The sequence below is a fragment of the Methyloterricola oryzae genome (genome assembly GCF_000934725.1).
Lineage (GTDB): Bacteria > Pseudomonadota > Gammaproteobacteria > Methylococcales > Methylococcaceae > Methyloterricola > Methyloterricola oryzae.
Genome location: NZ_JYNS01000016.1, coordinates 48,395 through 66,510, shown reverse-complemented (window position 1 = coordinate 66,510; position 18,116 = coordinate 48,395). Strand labels below are relative to the sequence as shown.

Sequence of the window (18,116 nt, the reverse complement as noted above, 5' to 3'; positions counted from 1 at the left end):
CAACAAGGCTTGAAAAATAACCTCCGCCAGGGAATCGCATTACGATTTTGTCTTCACCTCTGGGTGATGGTTCTATCCCTTGGCGCCGCGACCACAGTCTTGGCCGGCCCGCGACTGGAGTCCGTCGACTTCACCACGCTTCCCGGCGACAACATTCAGATCCAGTTCAGCCTTAGCGGTCCCGCTGCGCCACCCAAGGCGTTCTCCACCGACAATCCCGCGCGCATCGCCCTGGATATGCCCGGTGTTTCCAATGGCCTGGAAAAAAAGCCGATATCGATCAATGCCGGGGGCGCCCAAAGCATTCAGGCCATTGAGGCATCCGGCCGCACCCGCGTCATCGTCAACCTCTCCGAGATGATGCCCTACCAGAGCCGCGTCGAAGGCAACAAGATATTCCTGACCCTCCAGCGCGGCGTTTCCGGGCCCTACGTGGGCGCGGCGTCCAACACCGAGGCGGTGCCAGCACCGGTAAGCCGGACGCCCCGCCGCAGCCGCCCAGCACCCGCTGCCGCGGGTTACGACGCTCCTTATCCAGCGAGCGGGGACTCGGTCCGCAACGTGGACTTCCGCCGCGGACCTCAGGGCGAAGGCCGCCTCCTGGTCACCCTGAGCGACCCCGGCGCCGTGGCCCAGATTCGCGAGGAAGGCCGCAAGGTCATAATCGACATTCCGGGTCTCAGCCTGCCCGCCAACCTGGCGCGCCGCCTGGACGTGCTTGATTTCGCCACCCCCGTTCAGACCATCGATTCCGAACAGGATGGCGGACGTGCCCGTCTGGTCGTCACCCCCGTGTCACAGGACTACGACTACTCCTCCTATCAGTCCGGCAATGTATTGACCGTGGAATTCCGCCCGCTCACCCGCGCCGAGAAGGAAGAGATCAAGAAGAAGTCCTTTGCCTACGGAGGCGAGAAGCTCACCCTGAACTTCCAGGATATCCCGGTTCGCTCGGTACTGCAGATCTTGGCGGATTTCACCAACCTGAACATCGTCGCCAGCGACACGGTGCAAGGAAACGTGACTCTGCGCCTGAATGACGTACCCTGGGACCAGGCCCTGGATCTGGTGCTCAAGTCCAAGGGCCTGGGGAAGCGCCAGGAAGGCAACATCATCCGCGTGGCGCCGCTGGATGAGATCAACCGCCTGGAAAAGGACGAACTCGAAGCGGCCAAGGTGGTTGAGGAGTTGGAACCTCTCAAGACCGAGATCATCCAGGTCAATTACACCAAGGCAGATGACATCAAGACCGTGCTCATGGGGACGACCGAGAAAACCAGCCAGACGACCAGCGAGGCGGGGATAGGCGGCTCCAGGACCTCCACCTCGTCAACCAGCCTGGACGTCAGCCAGTCCATACTGTCCGGTCGCGGCAACGTGACGACGGATCAGCGCACCAACCAGCTGATCATCAAGGACACCGCCAGGAACCTTGAGAGGATTCGCGACCTGATCCGCAAGCTGGACATACCCGTGCGGCAGGTGCTGATCGAATCCCGCGTGGTGATCGCCAACAATGACTTTTCCCGTCGCCTCGGCAGCCGCCTGTCGGTGTCCACGCTCCCGACCCGGGCAGAGACCCTGGTCAGTCAGACCAGCAATACCGCGGGTAACTTGCTGAGCACCTTATCTGCCGCAAATCCTTATGGTACTGCGGGCATGACGGTCCTCAAAGCCGGCGATTACCTGCTGGACCTCGAATTAACAGCCGCCCAGACCGAGGGCCGCGGCGAAATCGTGTCCAATCCGCGCCTCATCACCTCGGATCAGACCAAGGCCGTCATCAAGCAGGGTGTCGAAATCCCGTATCAAATTCAAAGCTCGGCCGGCGGCGCGCTGGTCAGCAACATCCAGTTCAAGCAGGCCGTGCTGGAACTAAACGTCACGCCGCACATCACGCCCGATGACAACATACTCATGGACCTGCTGGTAAAAAAGGATTCCAAGGGTGAAATCACCCCCGGCGGCTTCGGTATCGACAAGCGCGAGATCGAAACCCAGGCCTTGGTCGGCAATGGCGAGACCGTGGTGCTCGGCGGCGTCTACGAGGGAACCAAGACGACGACCACCGACAAGGTACCCTTCCTCGGCGACCTGCCCGGTGTAGGCTTCATGTTCCGCCGCAATGAAACAATCGATCAGAAAAAGGAACTGCTGATCTTCGTGACCCCCAAGATCCTCAAGCAGCAGATGGTTTCGCGCTGATTCGGTTCACTGCGGCGCTCGGCTCTGGTCGAGCCAGCGCCGCGGTTTCCAGCTACCGTTGTTCGCCCCATCCCCATTTTCCCTGGCACGTCAGGGAAAGTTCTTTTTCGCAACACATGACAAAAACGGGCACTTTGATTAGTATGCTCGTTATCTTGACGGTTGAAACGGGTCTTTTCCAAAGACCGCATTTGCGCGGGCGCGGATTACGTGCCGTGGGGTGCTGCAGCCAATCAAGACCGATGCCACGATGCTGTGGAACTTACTGTGAAATATCGAGGAGAGCACAATAATGAAAAAAGCAGAATTTGCAAAAACCCTGGGCGCCATGATCGTCGGCGGCGTTTTTGCTCTGGGTGGCGTTGCCGCCAATGCCGCTGAAAATGCTGCTGGCGTCAAAGAGCACATGGACATGACCGTCAAGACCACCAAGGAAGCGATGGAAGCAGCCAAGGCTGGCAACGAAAGCGGCTGCCTGGCCAGCATCAAGCAGGCCAAGCAGCACTACAAGGAAATCACCGGCGACGCGGCTGGCAAGCCCCTGCAGGATGCCATGAAGCGTATGAAGGAAGCTCAGGCTGAGTGCGAAAAGGAAGGCGGTGCCGCTGCCGGTGCTGCGATCCTGGCCGAGGTTGTGGCATCCATGGAAAAGATCCAGGCCAACATCAAATAAGGCGTTCGGTCTAGCGCCTAGGCCCGTGCCGCTCCGGTGTTAATGATCCGGCTGGCGCGGGCACGAGGCTTCGACCAGAACGGAGCGGCAGCCTGATCTACCGATCGCGCTGCCGTTTTTGTTGTCCGCCGTCCAGCGATCCCGAGACGCTCGCCACGCAGGGCCTATCAGACCAGCTCGCGGGCACGCAGAAAGGCATCACGGAAATCCAGATAGACTGGTTTGTCCGTTTCCAACATGAGGCTCAGCAGCCGGTTTTGCAGCTGGTACTTCACATTACCCACCGCCAGTGCTCCTATGCCCACAGCGCCGCGGCTGTTGGTGGCGCAAAGTAACGGGGCGCCATTGTCCTTCAGCTTGACACCCTCAACACCCAAAGGCGGCACCGCGTTGACGTCGCCGGCCACCTTGAGCTGCTTGGCATCGGCGAGTACGGAAGCGCTGAGCACCTGCACTCCAGCCTTGGCGGTACAGAACACAATATCGGCATTAGCGATTAGACGCGCCTTGTCCGCCTCGGAACTCGCATAAGTTCCCTTGAGTGCGCTCCCGCAGCGGCCATTGTATTCCGCGGCCTTTTCCAGAGCCGTGTCGATGGACAAATGGTCCACGATAGTGGTGTCGGCGCCCGCGAGCGATGCGATGACGCCAGTGGCCAGTCCCACCGGCCCGGTACCGCCAAAGACCACTGCCCGCTGATCCTTCAGCTCCAGGCCATGCTTGTCCTTCAACTGCTTTTCCACACAGGCCACCAAAGCCGCGGCGGTAGTGAAGGCGCCGCTGGGATCGGCAAAAACCGAGACTTCAAAGGGAGGCACCATCGCCTTTCTGGCTCCCTCCAGCATATCCATGGCCATGCCGATATCGCGCCCCCCAACAAAGATGCCGGTGCGCTTCACGCCTGCAGGGCCCCGGGAGAAAATGGCGTCCTGCACGAGCCCGTTGACCTCCTCCAGCTTGACATTGCTATAGGGCAGCAGCACATCGAACCCGGCGTCGGCCGCCATGTTCAAATCGAACGGGCTGTTATGCGGCATGGGATCGAACATGTGGATGATGGAACGTTTTTCCATTGGATCAGTCTCCTGTGGAATCAGGTTTATTCGAAAGCCAGGGCCGGCGTGAACGGCGAAAGCGCCCGCCAGCCGACCCCGCTTGAAAACCGCGGCCGATTACAGCTTCTTGGCAAACTCGCGTGCCACTTCGAAAGCATGCTCGTAGTGCAGGAACACCGGCTTGTCCCCTTTGCGGGTCTGGAAGCGCATCATATTGAGCAGCTTGTGCTGAGTTTGGTATTTGACGTTGCCGATGGCCAGTGCGCCGATACCCACGGCCCCGCTGCGGCTGCCATCGATGGGCGTGCCTTTGTGGTGCGCGTCCAGGCCGGCGATTCCCGACGGCGGCACTGCATTCACATCCGCCGCGGCCTTGAGCCGTGGAGCCGCCGCCACTAGTTCCGCACTCAGCACTTGAATGCCGGCGGCCGCGGTAGCGAACACCACGTCGGCGGTCTGGATCAGTTCCGCCTTGTTGGCATCCGCATCACCCGCGATGTTGGTCTTGCCCCCACCGTATTCGGCATTGCACAAGGCCGCCACATTCTGGGCCTTCTCCAACTGGCGCCCAATGATCTTCACGTTGGCGCCGGCCTGGGCCGAGAGCACCGCAGCGATCTGACCCACCGGCCCGGTTCCGCCCAGTGCCAGCACATTCATGCCTTGCAATCCGGCCCCATGATTCTTTTCCAGCTCACGCTCGACCATAGCGACCATGGCCGCGGCGGTGGTGAAGGCTCCGCTGGGATCGGCGAAAGCCGACACCTCGAACGGCGGAATCATGTTCTGCTTGGCGCTATTCAGCATGTCCAGCGCCGTCTTGACATCGCGTCCGCCGATGAAGATGCCCGTGCGCTTCACGCCGCTGGGGCTGCGGGAAAAGATGACATCCTGCACCAGGGCCGGGATTTCATTGCTGTCGAGCTGGGTATATGGCACGGTCGAAATCCAACCGGCATCCAGCGCCATGTTCACGTCGAAAGGGCTCAGGTTCTTTTCAGGCGTGAACATGTGCAGGACGAATACTTTTTCCATCGGTAAATCCTCGTTATTTTTCTCTAGGCGAAGGGAGACCGGGCGCGACCGGCACCGCGCATTTTCCGCTATTGCGGCGCGATGTGGAAGCGTGGGGCTACGGAGGCGGGCGGAGGGCGCCCCAGGGCACGGGGGCCCTAGGGCGTTGACGGGATCTGCCTTATCTGGTGGCGGGAACCAGCCGGGCGTGCGCGGCGGCCATGCGCGCCACAGGCACGCGCGGGGCGGAACAGGAGACGTAATTCAGCCCGATACCGTGACAGAAGCGGATGGAGGCCGGATGCCCGCCCTGCTCACCGCAGATGCCAACTTTCAGGTCGGGCTTGGTCTTGCGGCCCCGCTCTACGGTCATCTGCATCAGAGTGCCGACGCCGTTGACATCCAGCACTTCGAAGGGGTTGTCCTCCAGAATGCCGTGCTCGGTATAGAGCGGCAGGAACTTGTTCTCGGCATCCTCGCGCGAAAACGAGAACGTAGCCTGGGTCAGGTCGTTGGTGCCAAATGAGAAGAACTCGGCCACCTCCGCCAGTTGCGCGGCACGGGTGCACGCGCGGACGGTCTCGACCATGCTGCCGAACTTGAAATGCAGCGTGACGCCATAAGCGCCCTCGATCTCCTGCTGGACACGGTCCACGGTGGCCTTGACCCGCCGCAGCTCCTCGGAGGTGATGACCTGCGGCACCATGATTTCCGGCGTGACCTGCGAACCTTCCTTCTGGCACTGGGCTGCCGCTTCCAGGATGGCGCGAATCTGCATCTCGTAGATCTCGGGATAGGTCAGCCCCAGGCGCACGCCCCGGTGGCCGAGCATGGGATTGACCTCGTACAGCTCGCGCACCTTGCGCAGCATCTGTTCCTTGCGGGCAATCACCGCGTTCACCTGGTCCTCGGTGACATTATCGGCGCCCATGTTCAGCGCGACCAAGGCGGCGGTCCGCCCACGCACTACCATGCGGTACTCGTCCAGGGCGCGCAGTTCGTCTTCCAGTTGGTGTTCGCTTGGCAGGAACTCGTGCATGGGCGGGTCCAGCAGCCGCACCGTCACCGGACGCGGCGCCATTATCTTAAAGATCTCCTTGAAGTCCTCGCGCTGGATGGGCATGAGCTTGTCCAGCGCCGCCTGCCGCTCTTCCAGGGAATGAGCCAGAATCATCTCCACCACGATGGGCAAGCGGTCCGTGGCATTGAACATGCGTTCGGTGCGGCACAGGCCAATGCCCATGGCGCCAAATTCCAGCGCCAGTTGCGCGGCACTGGGGGTGTCGGCGTTGGCCATGACCTTGATCTCGGCCATTTCGTCCGCCCAAGACAGCAGGGTTTTAAGCTCTTCGGAAAACTTCGGCTCGATGGTCGGGATCTCGCCCAGGTAGACGTTCCCGTTACTGCCATCGATAGTTATCACGTCACCCTCTTTCAGGGTCACGTCGCCCACCGTCGCCAGGCGCGCCCGGCTGTCCACCTTGATGCCTTCGGCACCCGCCACGCAGGCCTTGCCCATGCCCCGCGCCACCACGGCGGCATGGGAGGTCTTGCCGCCACGGCTGGTCAGGATGCCCTGGGATGCAAAGAAACCGTGGATATCCTCGGGCTTGGTCTCCTCACGCACCAGAATCACCTTCTGCCCGGACCGGCCCAGGATTTCAGCCTGGTCGGCGTCGAACACACAGCGTCCGCTGGCAGCGCCGGGAGAGGCGGGCAGGCCTTGCGCCAGAGGCTTGTGGTCATGACTGGGGTCCAGGCAAGGATGCAGCAACTGCTCAAGGTCGTCGGGCTTGACCCGCAACAGGGCCTGCTCCTTGCTGATGAGACCTTCGCCGAACATCTCCACCGAACTGCGCACCATGGCAGTGGCATTCATCTTGCCGTTGCGGGTCTGCAGGCAATAGAGGGTGCCCTTCTCGATGGTGTACTCGTAGTCCTGCACCTCGTGATAGTGGCCTTCCAGCTTGTCGCGCAGATCCACCAGTTGCCGGTAGAGGTCCGGCATTTCCACCATCATTTCGTGCACCGGCTTGGGTGTGCGGATACCCGCCACCACATCCTCACCCTGGGCATTGACCAGGTACTCGCCGAACATTTCGTTCTCGCCGGTACCCGGATTGCGGGTGAAGCCGACGCCCGTGGCGCAGTCATTGCCCATATTGCCGAATACCATGGTGACCACGTTGACGGCGGTGCCGTTAGCCATGGCGGGTGTGATGTTGAACTCGCGGCGGTAATCGATGGCGCGCTTGCCCATCCAGGAATTGAACACGGCCTTGATGGCAATGCCGAGCTGCTCGTAAACGTCTTCGGGGAAGGCTCTGCCAGTATGAGTCTGCACCACCCTCAGGAATCGCTCGCTGACTTCCTTCAGGTGCGCCGCACTGAGGCCCACGTCGGCCTTGACGCCAGCCTGGTGCTTGATTTCATCGAACTGCTCGTCGAACAGGCTGTCCGGCACACCCAACGCCACCTTGCCGAACAACTGAATGAAACGCCGGTAGGCGTCGTAGCCGAAGCGCTCGTTCCGGGTCTGCTCGATGAGACCGAGCAGGGTCTTGCTGTTCAACCCCAGGTTGAGGATGGTGTCCATCATACCCGGCATGGACATGGCGGAACCGGAGCGCACGGACACCAGCAGCGGATTGCGCTCGTCACCGAATTTCTTGCCGGTCCTGGCTTCCAGTTGGGTGATGTGCTGGTGGACTTCCTCCAGCAATCCTCCCGGCAGATCCTTGCGGTCCAGATATTCGAGGCAGGCTTCCGTGCTGATGACAAAACCGGGGGGGACGTTGAGGCCGATCTGCGTCATCTCGCACAGATTGGCGCCCTTGCCGCCCAAAAGGTGCTTGTTCTTGCCGTCGCCTTCCATGAAGGAATAGACGTATTTTTTATTCATGGCGTATCTCCTGTTGCCTGTCCGGTTCGTAGTCCGGTAAGTTTTTGGCTTGCGCCGACTTCAGCGGTGGCGCTTCTGCAATTTCTTGATATCGACATGCTCCAGCACGCGCAGTTGCGCCAGGGCCTTGACCAGTTCGATCTTGGCTTGGTCACGATCGGTAAACAGATGACTCTTCTTCAGCACTTCTTCCGCGCGGCGCTTGGCTTCCAGGGCGGCCTCGCGATCGATCTCGTTGGAACGCAGCATCTGATCGGCCAGGACTGTCACTGAAGTCCGCTGGGCCTCCATGTAGCCTCCGGACACATAGAAACGAAGGGTCTCGTCCTGGTCCGTCTGCAGCCGGATTTCCCCGGGCAACAGTCGCGTCAGGAAGGGGGCATGGCGGGGCAGGATGCAAACCTCGCCCAGAGCGGCGGGTGCGACCACCGAGTAACAGGGGCCCGAGAAGATCTGCTGACTGACGTCCGCGATCTCGACCTGCAGCCATAAAGGTGACGCGCTGCTCATGCTTTCTGTCCCTGAGACTGGATGTTGTACCCCGCTTGCTGCAGGGCAAGCAGGATGACCGGCATCGCGCCCTCGGCCGGAATGTGGTCGGTATTGATGACCAGATCGAAATTGGTGGCATGTTCCAGGGAACAATGCTCGAAGTGATCGCCAAACAAGCTGGCGATGGACTTGTGCCGCATGACGTTGATATCAAGCACCTTGTTTTGCGCCTCAGCGAGGGAAACCCCCTGCTCGGCGGCGATGCGTTCGGCGCACACCTGCCGGCTGCCGACCACGCGCACCCGGAAGACGCGTTTTTCCGAAAGGATCAAATGGGCGCCGCGACCCACAATCACGCAGTCGTTGCGCGCCAATTGCAGAACCACGTCGTAAAGGTAGCGCCGGTAGTTCTCCAGGGTCGCCGTGGTGCCGCTTACCAGACTGTAGAGAAAGGTCGTAACCGAGGCGTTCACCTGTTCATCGTGGCGCTGGTAATGAAACTTGTCGGTCTTGGCGTGCTTGGCCACCAGATCCAGGATTTCCTGGTCGTAGAGGGGAATGCCCAGGCACTCCGCCAGACGCTTCGCGATTTCCTCACCGAGGGCTCCATAATCCCGCGAAAGCGTGATGACCAGCGGTTCGCGCTCCTGTGGCTTTTTCCGCCCGGCGGCGTACTTTTCCACTTCATAGTCCTTGGTCAGCAGGGTCTGGAGAAAGGTCAGCGGGTCGGATCTGTGCATGTAGATGGACTCCTGGGATGCGGGAAGCTGGCCGCTGCTAGAGACAGTCGCGCGGCGCCGAAACCTTGTTCTTTTTCTTGCCCTTGTTCGTGCTCGCCTCGAGGATCTTCTTCAGCTTCCACTCGCGGTGCCGGTTCATGATGTCCACTACTTCGAGCGGATCATCCGTCACCGAGATGTAATTCAACTCACTTTCCTCGATCAACCCATGCGCCAGCACGGTGTTGCGTATCCATTCCAACAGGCCGGCCCAATATTCCGATCCGAAGAGGACCAGCGGCATGGGATGGATCTTATGGGTCTGCATCAGGGTGAGCGCTTCGAAAAACTCGTCCAGGGTTCCAAACCCGCCGGGCAGACAGACATAGCCGATGGAATACTTGACAAACATCACCTTGCGCGCGAAGAAATAGCGGAACTCCAGCGCCACGTTCTGGAAATCGTTGGGCCGCTGCTCGCTCGGTAGTTGGATGTTCAGGCCGATGGACGGGGCATTCTTCATCCAGGCGCCCTTGTTGGCGGCCTCCATGATCCCGGGGCCGCCGCCGCTGATGATGGAAAAGCCGTGGCTCGCCAGCAATTCCGCAATGGTCTGTGTCACCTGGTAGTAAGGCGATTCCGGCTTGATGCGGGCGGACCCGAAGATTGAGATGGCGAACGTGGTGTCGGAGAGCTTTTCGAACCCTTCCGTGAACTCGCTGATGATCCTGAACATGCGCCAGGATTCGTCGCCTTTGAGATCTTCAATCATGACTGCCTTCCAGGCTTTGGTGGTGCAAGGAGTAACCGTCGTCAACGGTTGTGGGGGGCATCTCAGATTTGCGGCCCTGCCCGCTATTCCGACCGCCGCCCCATGAACCGGGTTCCGCAGGATGCCTGGGAAATTATGGCAGGTAATGGGCGAAACTTGTACTGCATGGCCTTTTGATGCCGATAAGGCGCGCCTGAACCGCGGGTTTGGCTCACTCCAAGATGCCCAGCACCTCGCGCAACTGCGCCAGCAGCGCTCTGACCGCCTGGCCCCGGTGACTGAGCCGGTTCTTGATCTCAGATTCCAACTCCGCAGCCGTGCAGCCCAATTCCGGCAAGAAGAAAAGCGGGTCGTAACCGAAACCGCCCCGTCCCCCTGGAGACAAAGCAATCCGACCCACCCAAACGCCTTGAGCGATCACGGGGCTGGCATCGTCCGCGTGCCGCAGAAACACCAGCACACAGCGAAAACGGGCAAGACGCTGCGCTTCGGGGACGCACGACAGCGCCTGCAGCAACTTGGCATTGTTGGCCGCATCGTCCGCATCGGGACCTGCGAACCGAGCCGAACGCACTCCGGGAGCGCCGGCCAGGGCGTCCACCTCCAGCCCCGAATCGTCGGCGATGGCCGGCAAACCGCTGCAAAGGGCCGCATGGCGAGCCTTGATCAGAGCATTTTCCAGGAAGGTGGCACCGGTCTCATCGGCCTGGGTGGCGGTAAATGCCGAAAGCGCCGCGATTTCCGCCCCCATAGGCGCCAGAAGCGCCTGGAACTCGCGGAGTTTTCCTGGATTCGAACTGGCGAGGACGAATGAATTCCCCATGCAATACTCAGAAAAATTGCGACTTTAGATCTGGTGTGTATTCCATCCGCTGCCGTCTGCGGCAGTCCTGGCAGAACTATAGCCACGAGGCCGAGAGAAGACCATTCCATGAGTCAGATTATTCAAGAAGTGCTTTACGCCAACCAAGACTTTGCGTCCAGTTTCGACAAGGGCCATCGGCCGATGCTCATGTGATTCGCGATGCCGGAGGCCGCGCCAGGGATGACGCGATCCGTCCCCTGGTGATCTCCCACAAGCGCCTGGGTGCGCGGGCATGGTTCGTCATCCGGCACACTGACTGCGGCATGGAGACCTTCAGCAACGAGGCCATGCCGACCTGCTGAACAGGCGCCTGCAGACTGCCAACATCGACGCCAGCGGCTGGCATGACGTGGGCCAGGGTTCCGGCTCCGACGAAGGGCGTTACATCAACTGGCTGAGCATCAAGAACCAGGCGGACAGGGTACTGGAAGACGTGAAGCGTACCCTCGGCCATGTGCTGGTGGGAGAAGAACATCCCCACATCTACGGATTCGTCTACGACATCAATAGCGGCACGCCGATCGAAGTGCCGGAAGCCATGGCCGCCGGACGCGCGGTCTAAGCGTCCTCGCGCCATTCGCGCGGAATCACACCCCGGGACCGTTCAGCCGTTCCGCGGGCCTTTCCACTCACACCGCCTCGCAGCGTTCCAGGGCTTCACGCTGGTGTTGCAGCAGATTCTTGATGCCGCTGTCCGCCAGATCGAGCATGGCATCCAGTTCGTCGCGGCGGAAGGCATGTCCCTCCGCCGTACCCTGCACCTCCACGAAGGCGCCGGCATCGTTCATGACCACGTTCATGTCGGTCTCCGCCTCGCAATCCTCCCGGTAGTCCAGGTCCAGGACCGGCACGCCCTTGTAGATGCCCACCGATACCGAGGCGATCTGGCCATGCACCGGATCGGCCTTCAGTTTTCTCTGCTTTTGCAGCCGCCTCACCGCCAGCGACAACGCCACGAAACCACCGGTGATGGAAGCGGTACGCGTGCCGCCATCGGCCTGGATGACGTCGCAGTCGATGGTGATGGTGCGCTCGCCAAGCGCTTCAAGATTGAGCGCCGCGCGCAGGGATCGGCCAATGAGGCGCTGGATCTCCATGGTCCGGCCGCCCTGCTTGCCCTTGGACGCTTCGCGCCCCATGCGCTCGTGGGTTGAGCGCGGCAGCATGCCGTATTCGGCGGTGATCCAGCCACTGCCCTTGCCCTTCAGGAAGGGTGGAACCCGCTCTTCCACGCTGGCGGTGCAGATGACGCGGGTGTCCCCGAATTCGACGAGCACCGAGCCTTCCGCATGTTTGGTGTAGTTGCAGGTCAGAACGATCTTTCTCAGTTCATCCGCATTGCGTCCGCTGGGTCTCATCGCCTTGTTCGCCTCAAGCAAATTAGGCAGTATACCTGAATTGCTTGTTTCGGATGGTGGCGGGACGCGATGCGGAAATGGACATGCGCCTAAAATTCTCGATTTATCTGACACTTGTCCTGGCGCTGGGCACTGGAGCCTGGCTAGCCTTGAAACTTGCCGCTTCACTCCCCGAGCAGGACGGACGATACCGTCTGCCAGCCCTCACACAACCTGCCGTCGTGATCGCCGACCGTCTCGGCATCCCCAGCGTGGAGGCGAGCGGGCGGCAGGATGCCTTTCGCGTCCTGGGCTTTTTGCATGCGCGCGACCGCCTGTTCCAAATGGAATTGATGCGGCGCAAGACCGCCGGCCGTCTGGCCGAATTGTTCGGAGAAAAGGCCCTGCCGCTGGACCTGCAACAACGCGCCTACCGCTTCGAAACCGCCGCCCATGCCATCGTTCAGGCCTTGCCCGAGGCACAGAGGGCCACGCTGAAAGCCTATGTGGCAGGCGTCAATGCGATCATTCAAGGCGGTGCGGAACCACCTCCCGAGTTCCTCGCCCTGGGCACGCGGCCAGAACCCTGGCGGGAAGAGGACAGCCTGCTGGTCGCCCTGGGTATGTTTCAGACCCTCAGTGGCGAGGAAAAAGACGAGCGCATGCTGAGCGTGATGGAACAGGCGCTGCCGCCCGAAGTCGTGGCGTTCCTGACCCCGGACAGCGACGAATACGCAGTGCCCCTGCTGGGCGGGAAGGACTCCCAGCGTCCACCCCGGCCAGTTCCCGCCCAGGCGCTGGCGGCGTTGTCACCGGCGCCGTTGCAGATAGCCGGCGGGGTGGATTCCGAAGCCATCATTGCCGGGTCCAACAACTGGGCGGTGGCGGGGTCCAAGACCGGGGACGGGCGTGCCATCCTCGCCAACGACATGCATCTGAGCCTGGGGATTCCCAACATTTGGTACCGTGCCGCCCTGAACTACGACGGACACAGCCTGGTGGGATTGACCCTGCCGGGGGTGCCCATGCTGGTGGCAGGCAGCAATGGCGACGTGGCCTGGGGATTCACCAACATCGATGCCGACGTGCTGGATTTGGTGAAACTGGAGATTAAGCCGGATGACCCGGATCAGTACCTCACGCCCTGGGGCTGGCGCCGTTTCGAGCACCACACCGAAACCATCCAGGTCAAAAACGGCAGCGTCGTGGCGCAAGACCTGCGCTCGACCCTATGGGGACCGGTATCGCCCAAGCCCCTGCTGGGCAGTACCGTGGCAATCCGCTGGGTGGCGCTGGACCCGGCGGGCGTGGACCTCGGCCTTATGGACATGGATCGAGTCCGGAGCGTGATTGATGGGATTTCCGTGCTGACCCGCTCGGGTGGGCCACACCAAAATGTGCTTCTGGCCGACCGCCAGGGACGCATCGCCTGGACCTACATGGGACGGTTTCCCGCGCGTCGCGGCTTCGATGGTGCGGTCAGCCGCCCGTGGAGTGACGGTAAACTGGGCTGGGACGGTTACCTGCCTCCCGAGGAATTGCCCCGACTGACCGACCCGGCCGAGGGCTTTCTGGCCACCGCCAACAACCGCACCCTCGGCCGCGACTATCCCCATGTCATCGGACACAACTACGCCCATGGCTACCGAGCCTACCGCATCAGCCAGCGCCTGCGCGCACTGAGCAGCGCCACCGAACTCAGCTTGCTGGACGTGCAATTGGATACCCGTAGCGAGTTTTATGACTATTGGCGCGACCTGGCTTTGCGCGTCACGGGCGAGCAGGGCCGAAACGATCCGGCCTTGCGGGATGCGGAGCAGGCCATCGAGGCATGGGACGGGAAAATGGATGCCGGCAGCCTGGGCATTGGCCTGCTGGTGCGCTTCCGCCAGCAAATGGCTGAAGCGGTCTTCGCCCCGGTGGTGGCCCGGTGCCGCACACTGGATCCAGACTTCGGCTATGCCTGGCGCGAGATGGAAACGCCCCTACGCGCCATGCTGGACCGCCGTGCCCCGGAAACCCTGCCTAGCTCAACCTACAATGACTGGAGTGAGCTGTTACGTTCTGTGCTGAAGGCCAGTGTCGCAGACCTCAAACTGGAGCATGGCGTCACGACCCTGATGGAACTGCCATGGGGGAAAATCAACCGCATCGCCGTGCGCCACCCGATCAGCAACGCGGCTCCCTGGCTCTCTTGGCTGCTGGACATGCCAGCGGCGGAATCATCGGGTTGCGCCACCGCCTGCGTTCGCATCCTCGGCAATGGCCACGGCGCCAGCGAACGCCTTGTGGTATCGCCATCCGACCCGGGCAGCGCGCTGTTGCATATGCCCGGCGGCCAGTCGGGACATCCGCTTTCGCCCAATTACGGCGACCAGCAGGCGGCATGGCAATTCGGATTTCCACTGCCTTTCCTAGCCGGCACGAAGGTGCACCGGTTGGAACTGGCTCCCTGAGAAGAACGAGCGAAGAAGTCTATTCAGCGTCTGAACGACGCGCAGGGCCGAGGGCAGCCAGCAAGTCATCGGCGCTTTGCGGCCGATCCTGTGGCTCCACGCTCATGGCGGCATCGATGGCGGCGAGCAAATAGGCCGGGTATTTGCGCTGGAAAGCTTTGGACGCGGGAATCAGGCGATCCTTCTCACGGCGCTCCAGAGCCTGCGGGGGAGGTTGGCCATCCAGGCACATGCGCATGGTTGCGCCCACCGCATAGATATCGCTCCAGGGTCCCAAGCGACCGTCATCCGCATATTGCTCGACAGGGGAAAAACCATTGGTCAACACCTTGCCGGTCTTTGCCTCGCCGGTGAAGGGATAGGGCTGGACCGCACCGAAGTCGAGCAGAATGGGGTCACCGCCGACGCGAATCAGGATATTGTGGGGCTTTACGTCCAGATGCAGCAGGCCACGGGCATGGATGGCCTTGAGCGCCTCAAGCAAGGCCGGAAACACCGTCATGAGGAACTGCTCGCTGAGACTGCCCGCCTTTTCCTTGAGATAGTCACCCAGAATCTTGCCGTATTCATAGGTCATCACAAGATAGACCGTGGCATTGGCCTGGAAGAAATTGCGCACTTCCACTACGTTGGGGTGGTGCAGCGTGGCAAGCACCTTGGCTTCTTCCAGAAAGCGCTTGCGCCCCTTGATGAACATCGGCCGGGCGGCATCGTCGTTCGGAACCACCTGGTTCTGCCAGGTTCGGTGCGCGAGACGCCGCGGCAGGTATTCCTTGATGGCGACCTGGTGCTGATCGGCGCGTTGCCGGGCCAGGTAGACTGAACTAAACCCCCCGCCAGCCAAGGCGCGCTCGATGATATATTGATCCACCACGGTGCCGGGCTGCAGAAAATACCAGGACTCCGGATAGTCACGTGGATTGAAGGGGGTTCCCATGGCGGTCACGCAGGGTTTCCAGGTTTGGGGATTCGGCATAACATGCCGCTTTCGTTGCCGCCGCTCCAGTATAAACAAGAAATGACTCTACGAAGTATGACCGCGTTCGCACTGGCGGAACGCGAAATCGGTGCCTGGGTATTCACCTGGGAACTCCGCTCGGTCAATCACCGTTACCTGGACACGGCCTTGCGCCTGCCGGATTCCTTCCGCTTCGTGGAAGGCGATGCGCGCACGCGCATCGCAGCTTTGCTGAAGCGCGGCCGCGTCGAGGCCACCCTGGTCCTGAAGCGGAGGGAAGCTCAAGCGGAAGGCCTGCCCGTCAATCTGGAACTGGCGGGCAGCCTGCTCGCCGCAGCCTCCCGCATCGAGACCTTGAGCGGACGCGAACTCGCAAGCTTTTCTGCCCTTGACGTGCTCCGCTGGCCGGGCGTGCTCAATGAGGCGGAAGTGGACCGGGAAACCCTGGCTCCCGGCCTGCTTGACCTGCTGGATGAGGCCTTGGCAGGGCTGGTTCGGGTGCGCGAAACCGAGGGCCGGCAATTGGCGCTCTTGATCGCCAGCCGCTGCAGCCAGATGCGGGAAATCGTGGCGGGCGTTCGCCTGCGTCTGCCGGAGGTGCTGGCCGCCATGCGCGAAAAGCTCAGGCTGCGCGTCACGGAACTGGCGGCCAAGCCGGACGAAGACCGGCTCGAGCAGGAAATGGTCTACCTGGCGCAAAAATGGGATGTGGCCGAGGAACTGGACCGTCTGGAATCCCATCTCACCGAAGTGGAACGCGCCATCGAGCAACGGGATGCGGCAGGCCGTCGGCTGGATTTCTTGATGCAGGAAATGAACCGGGAAGCCAACACCTTGGGCTCCAAATCGGCGGACACGGAAACCACGCGCGCCTCCGTGGAACTGAAGGTGCTCATAGAACAGATTCGCGAGCAGGTCCAAAACGTGGAATGAAGCCTGCTGGCCATGGCGCGTAACGGAAATCGAACGGTATGAAAGTACTCACCATCGCCGGCCTGGCCTTCCTGCTGGCTGCCTGCAGCGGTTCGGACGTGGAGGTGCGGGCGGTGCATGAACTGGTGCCCGACGCCCACGTCATCTATCTCGGCGATCACACCTACCTGGCCAAGAGCACCTACGGCGAATTCTCGTTGATCAAAATGGACGATTCCGGCGAGGTCGTCTCAATGGAGCGGTTGTTCTAGCCCAGCGCCGGTTGGAGGCGAGCCGCGCCGGCGGCCCGCCCCATCGATTCAACCCGCCAGCTTGGACTTCAGCAGGTCATTGAGCTGCTGCGGGTTGGCCTTGCCGCCGGTGGCCTTCATGGCCTGCCCCACGAAGAAGCCGAACAGCTTGTCCTTGCCCGAGCGGTACTGCTCCACCTGGGCCGGGTTGTCCGCGATGATCTTGTCGATGATGGCCTCGATGGCGCCGGTATCGGTGATCTGCTTGAGACCTTGCTGCTCGATGACCTCATCTGCCGTCGCCTTGCTTTCCCACAAGGCCTCGAAGACCTGCTTGGCGATCTTGCCGGAAATGGTCTCGTCGGCAATGCGCTGCACCAGCCCCGCCAGGCGCGCTGCTTCCACCGGGCTCTCCTCGATTTCAAGTCCCGCCTTGTTCAAAGCCCCGGCCAGCTCACCCATCACCCAGTTGGCGCAGAGTTTGGCGTCGCAACCGGCCGCCTTCACCACCGCCTCGTAGTAATCCGCCAGTTCGCGGGTGGCGGTCAGCACGATGGCGTCGTAGTCGTTCAGGCCATATTCGCTCTTGAAGCGGTCGCGCTTCTCGTCGGGCAATTCCGGCAAGGTCTGCTTGACCTCCTCGATGAAGCCGGGCTCGATCTCCAGGGGCAACAAGTCGGGATCGGGGAAGTAACGGTAGTCGTTGGCCTCTTCCTTGCTGCGCATTGAGCGAGTCTCGTCCTTGGCCGAATCGTATAGCCGGGTCTCCTGCACCACCTCGCCGCCACCCTCGATCAGCTCGATCTGACGCTCGATCTCGAAGTTGATGGCCTTCTCGACGAAGCGGAAGGAATTGAGGTTCTTGATCTCGGCGCGGGTGCCGAATTTCGCCTGGCCCTTGGGCCGCACCGAGACATTGGCGTCGCAGCGGAAGGAGCCCTCCTGCATGTTGCCATCGCAGATTTCCAGGTAACGCACCAGGGCGTGCAGTTTCTTGAGGTAGGCTACAGCTTCCTTGGCGGAGCGCAGGTCCGGCTCGGACACGATTTCCAGCAAGGGTGTGCCGGCGCGATTCAAGTCGATCCCGCTGTAGCCGTGGAAGTCCTCATGCAGCGACTTGCCGGCGTCCTCCTCCAGATGGGCGCGGGTGATGCCGATGGTCCTCTCCTCGCCGTCCGCCAGGATATTGAGGTGGCCGTTGCCCACCACCGGCAGATCGTACTGGCTGATCTGGTAGCCCTTGGGCAGATCCGGGTAGAAGTAGTTCTTGCGCGCGAACACCGAGCGCGGCGCGATGTGGGCGCCGATGGCCAGGCCAAACTTGACGGCCATGCGCACGGCTTCCCGGTTCAAGACCGGCAAAACGCCCGGCAGTCCCAGATCCACGGCGCAGGCCTGGGTATTGGGCACCGCACCATAGGCGGTGGCGGCCCCGGAAAAAATCTTGGACTTGGTGGCAAGCTGGGCATGCACTTCCAGCCCGATGACGGTTTCCCACTCCATCT

General features: G+C 61.5%; 17 protein-coding genes. 7 read left to right on the top strand and 10 right to left on the bottom strand.

What is annotated here, in order from left to right; all coding sequences use genetic code 11:
• Window positions 1-99 precede the first annotated feature (99 nt).
• Both EK23_RS17415 and EK23_RS17410 read left to right on the top strand, forming a co-directional pair.
• Window positions 100-2,205 carry a type IV pilus secretin PilQ gene (locus EK23_RS17415; protein ID WP_235282178.1) on the top strand — a complete coding sequence of 702 codons (2,106 nt, stop codon included), beginning with the start codon at window positions 100-102 and terminating at the stop codon, window positions 2,203-2,205.
• Between the two features lie 292 nt (window positions 2,206-2,497).
• A complete protein-coding gene (locus tag EK23_RS17410; RefSeq protein ID WP_045226674.1) occupies window positions 2,498-2,878 on the top strand; it encodes a hypothetical protein in 381 nt (126 codons plus the stop codon).
• 167 nt (window positions 2,879-3,045) lie between these two features.
• On the opposite strand, the gene EK23_RS17405 is transcribed toward EK23_RS17410, so the two are convergent.
• The 7 genes from EK23_RS17405 to rdgB all read right to left on the bottom strand — a co-directional run bounded on the left by EK23_RS17405 (window position 3,046) and on the right by rdgB (window position 10,655).
• Entirely contained in the window at window positions 3,046-3,951 is a 906-nt protein-coding gene (locus tag EK23_RS17405) for an NAD(P)-dependent methylenetetrahydromethanopterin dehydrogenase (RefSeq protein WP_045226673.1), read from the bottom strand.
• Between the two features lie 99 nt (window positions 3,952-4,050).
• The gene (locus EK23_RS17400) at window positions 4,051-4,968 is read right to left on the bottom strand and encodes an NADP-dependent methylenetetrahydromethanopterin/methylenetetrahydrofolate dehydrogenase (protein ID WP_045226672.1); all 918 of its coding nucleotides are present in this window, start codon (window positions 4,966-4,968) and stop codon (window positions 4,051-4,053) included.
• Window positions 4,969-5,128: 160 nt separating this feature from the next.
• Complete coding sequence (gene ppdK, locus EK23_RS17395) at window positions 5,129-7,849, bottom strand: pyruvate, phosphate dikinase (protein ID WP_045226671.1); 2,721 nt, start codon at window positions 7,847-7,849, stop codon at window positions 5,129-5,131.
• A 60-nt stretch (window positions 7,850-7,909) separates the two neighbouring features.
• Window positions 7,910-8,359, bottom strand: a complete 450-nt coding sequence (atpC, locus tag EK23_RS17390; protein WP_045226670.1) for an ATP synthase F1 subunit epsilon — start codon at window positions 8,357-8,359, stop codon at window positions 7,910-7,912.
• A complete protein-coding gene (locus EK23_RS17385; RefSeq protein ID WP_045226669.1) occupies window positions 8,356-9,081 on the bottom strand; it encodes a cytidylate kinase-like family protein in 726 nt (241 codons plus the stop codon). Before EK23_RS17385 ends, atpC begins: the two co-directional genes overlap by 4 nt.
• Window positions 9,082-9,118: 37 nt before the next feature.
• The gene (locus tag EK23_RS17380; protein ID WP_045226668.1) at window positions 9,119-9,832 is read right to left on the bottom strand and encodes an LOG family protein; all 714 of its coding nucleotides are present in this window, start codon (window positions 9,830-9,832) and stop codon (window positions 9,119-9,121) included.
• Between the two features lie 211 nt (window positions 9,833-10,043).
• Window positions 10,044-10,655: an RdgB/HAM1 family non-canonical purine NTP pyrophosphatase gene (gene rdgB / locus EK23_RS17375; RefSeq protein ID WP_045226667.1), complete on the bottom strand. Its 612-nt coding sequence runs from the start codon at window positions 10,653-10,655 to the stop codon at window positions 10,044-10,046.
• A 191-nt stretch (window positions 10,656-10,846) separates the two neighbouring features.
• Here rdgB and EK23_RS24605 point away from each other — a divergent pair, with 191 nt between their 5' ends.
• Together EK23_RS24605 and EK23_RS24600 are read left to right on the top strand one after the other, a co-directional pair.
• Window positions 10,847-10,999, top strand: coding sequence for a carbonic anhydrase (locus tag EK23_RS24605; RefSeq protein WP_327037066.1), 153 nt, complete (start codon window positions 10,847-10,849; stop codon window positions 10,997-10,999).
• A 47-nt stretch (window positions 11,000-11,046) separates the two neighbouring features.
• Complete coding sequence (locus EK23_RS24600) at window positions 11,047-11,259, top strand: carbonic anhydrase (RefSeq protein WP_327037065.1); 213 nt, start codon at window positions 11,047-11,049, stop codon at window positions 11,257-11,259.
• Between the two features lie 67 nt (window positions 11,260-11,326).
• Here the strand turns inward: EK23_RS24600 and rph are convergent, their stop codons facing one another.
• Window positions 11,327-12,055, bottom strand: a complete 729-nt coding sequence (gene rph / locus EK23_RS17365) for a ribonuclease PH (RefSeq protein ID WP_045226666.1) — start codon at window positions 12,053-12,055, stop codon at window positions 11,327-11,329.
• 83 nt (window positions 12,056-12,138) lie between these two features.
• Between rph and EK23_RS17360 the strand changes: the two genes are divergently transcribed.
• Window positions 12,139-14,490 (top strand): penicillin acylase family protein, encoded by a 2,352-nt coding sequence (locus tag EK23_RS17360; protein ID WP_045226713.1) that lies wholly within the window; start codon window positions 12,139-12,141, stop codon window positions 14,488-14,490.
• Window positions 14,491-14,509: 19 nt separating this feature from the next.
• Here the strand turns inward: EK23_RS17360 and EK23_RS17355 are convergent, their stop codons facing one another.
• The gene (locus EK23_RS17355) at window positions 14,510-15,466 is read right to left on the bottom strand and encodes a serine/threonine-protein kinase (protein ID WP_235282176.1); all 957 of its coding nucleotides are present in this window, start codon (window positions 15,464-15,466) and stop codon (window positions 14,510-14,512) included.
• 57 nt (window positions 15,467-15,523) lie between these two features.
• Between EK23_RS17355 and EK23_RS17350 the strand changes: the two genes are divergently transcribed.
• Window positions 15,524-16,381 (top strand): YicC/YloC family endoribonuclease, encoded by an 858-nt coding sequence (locus tag EK23_RS17350; RefSeq protein ID WP_235282174.1) that lies wholly within the window; start codon window positions 15,524-15,526, stop codon window positions 16,379-16,381.
• A 38-nt stretch (window positions 16,382-16,419) separates the two neighbouring features.
• Entirely contained in the window at window positions 16,420-16,632 is a 213-nt protein-coding gene (locus tag EK23_RS17345) for a hypothetical protein (protein WP_045226664.1), read from the top strand.
• Window positions 16,633-16,680: 48 nt separating this feature from the next.
• Here EK23_RS17345 and gatB read toward each other — a convergent pair whose 3' ends face one another.
• Window positions 16,681-18,114: an Asp-tRNA(Asn)/Glu-tRNA(Gln) amidotransferase subunit GatB gene (gene gatB / locus EK23_RS17340; RefSeq protein ID WP_045226663.1), complete on the bottom strand. Its 1,434-nt coding sequence runs from the start codon at window positions 18,112-18,114 to the stop codon at window positions 16,681-16,683.
• Window positions 18,115-18,116: the final 2 nt, after the last annotated feature.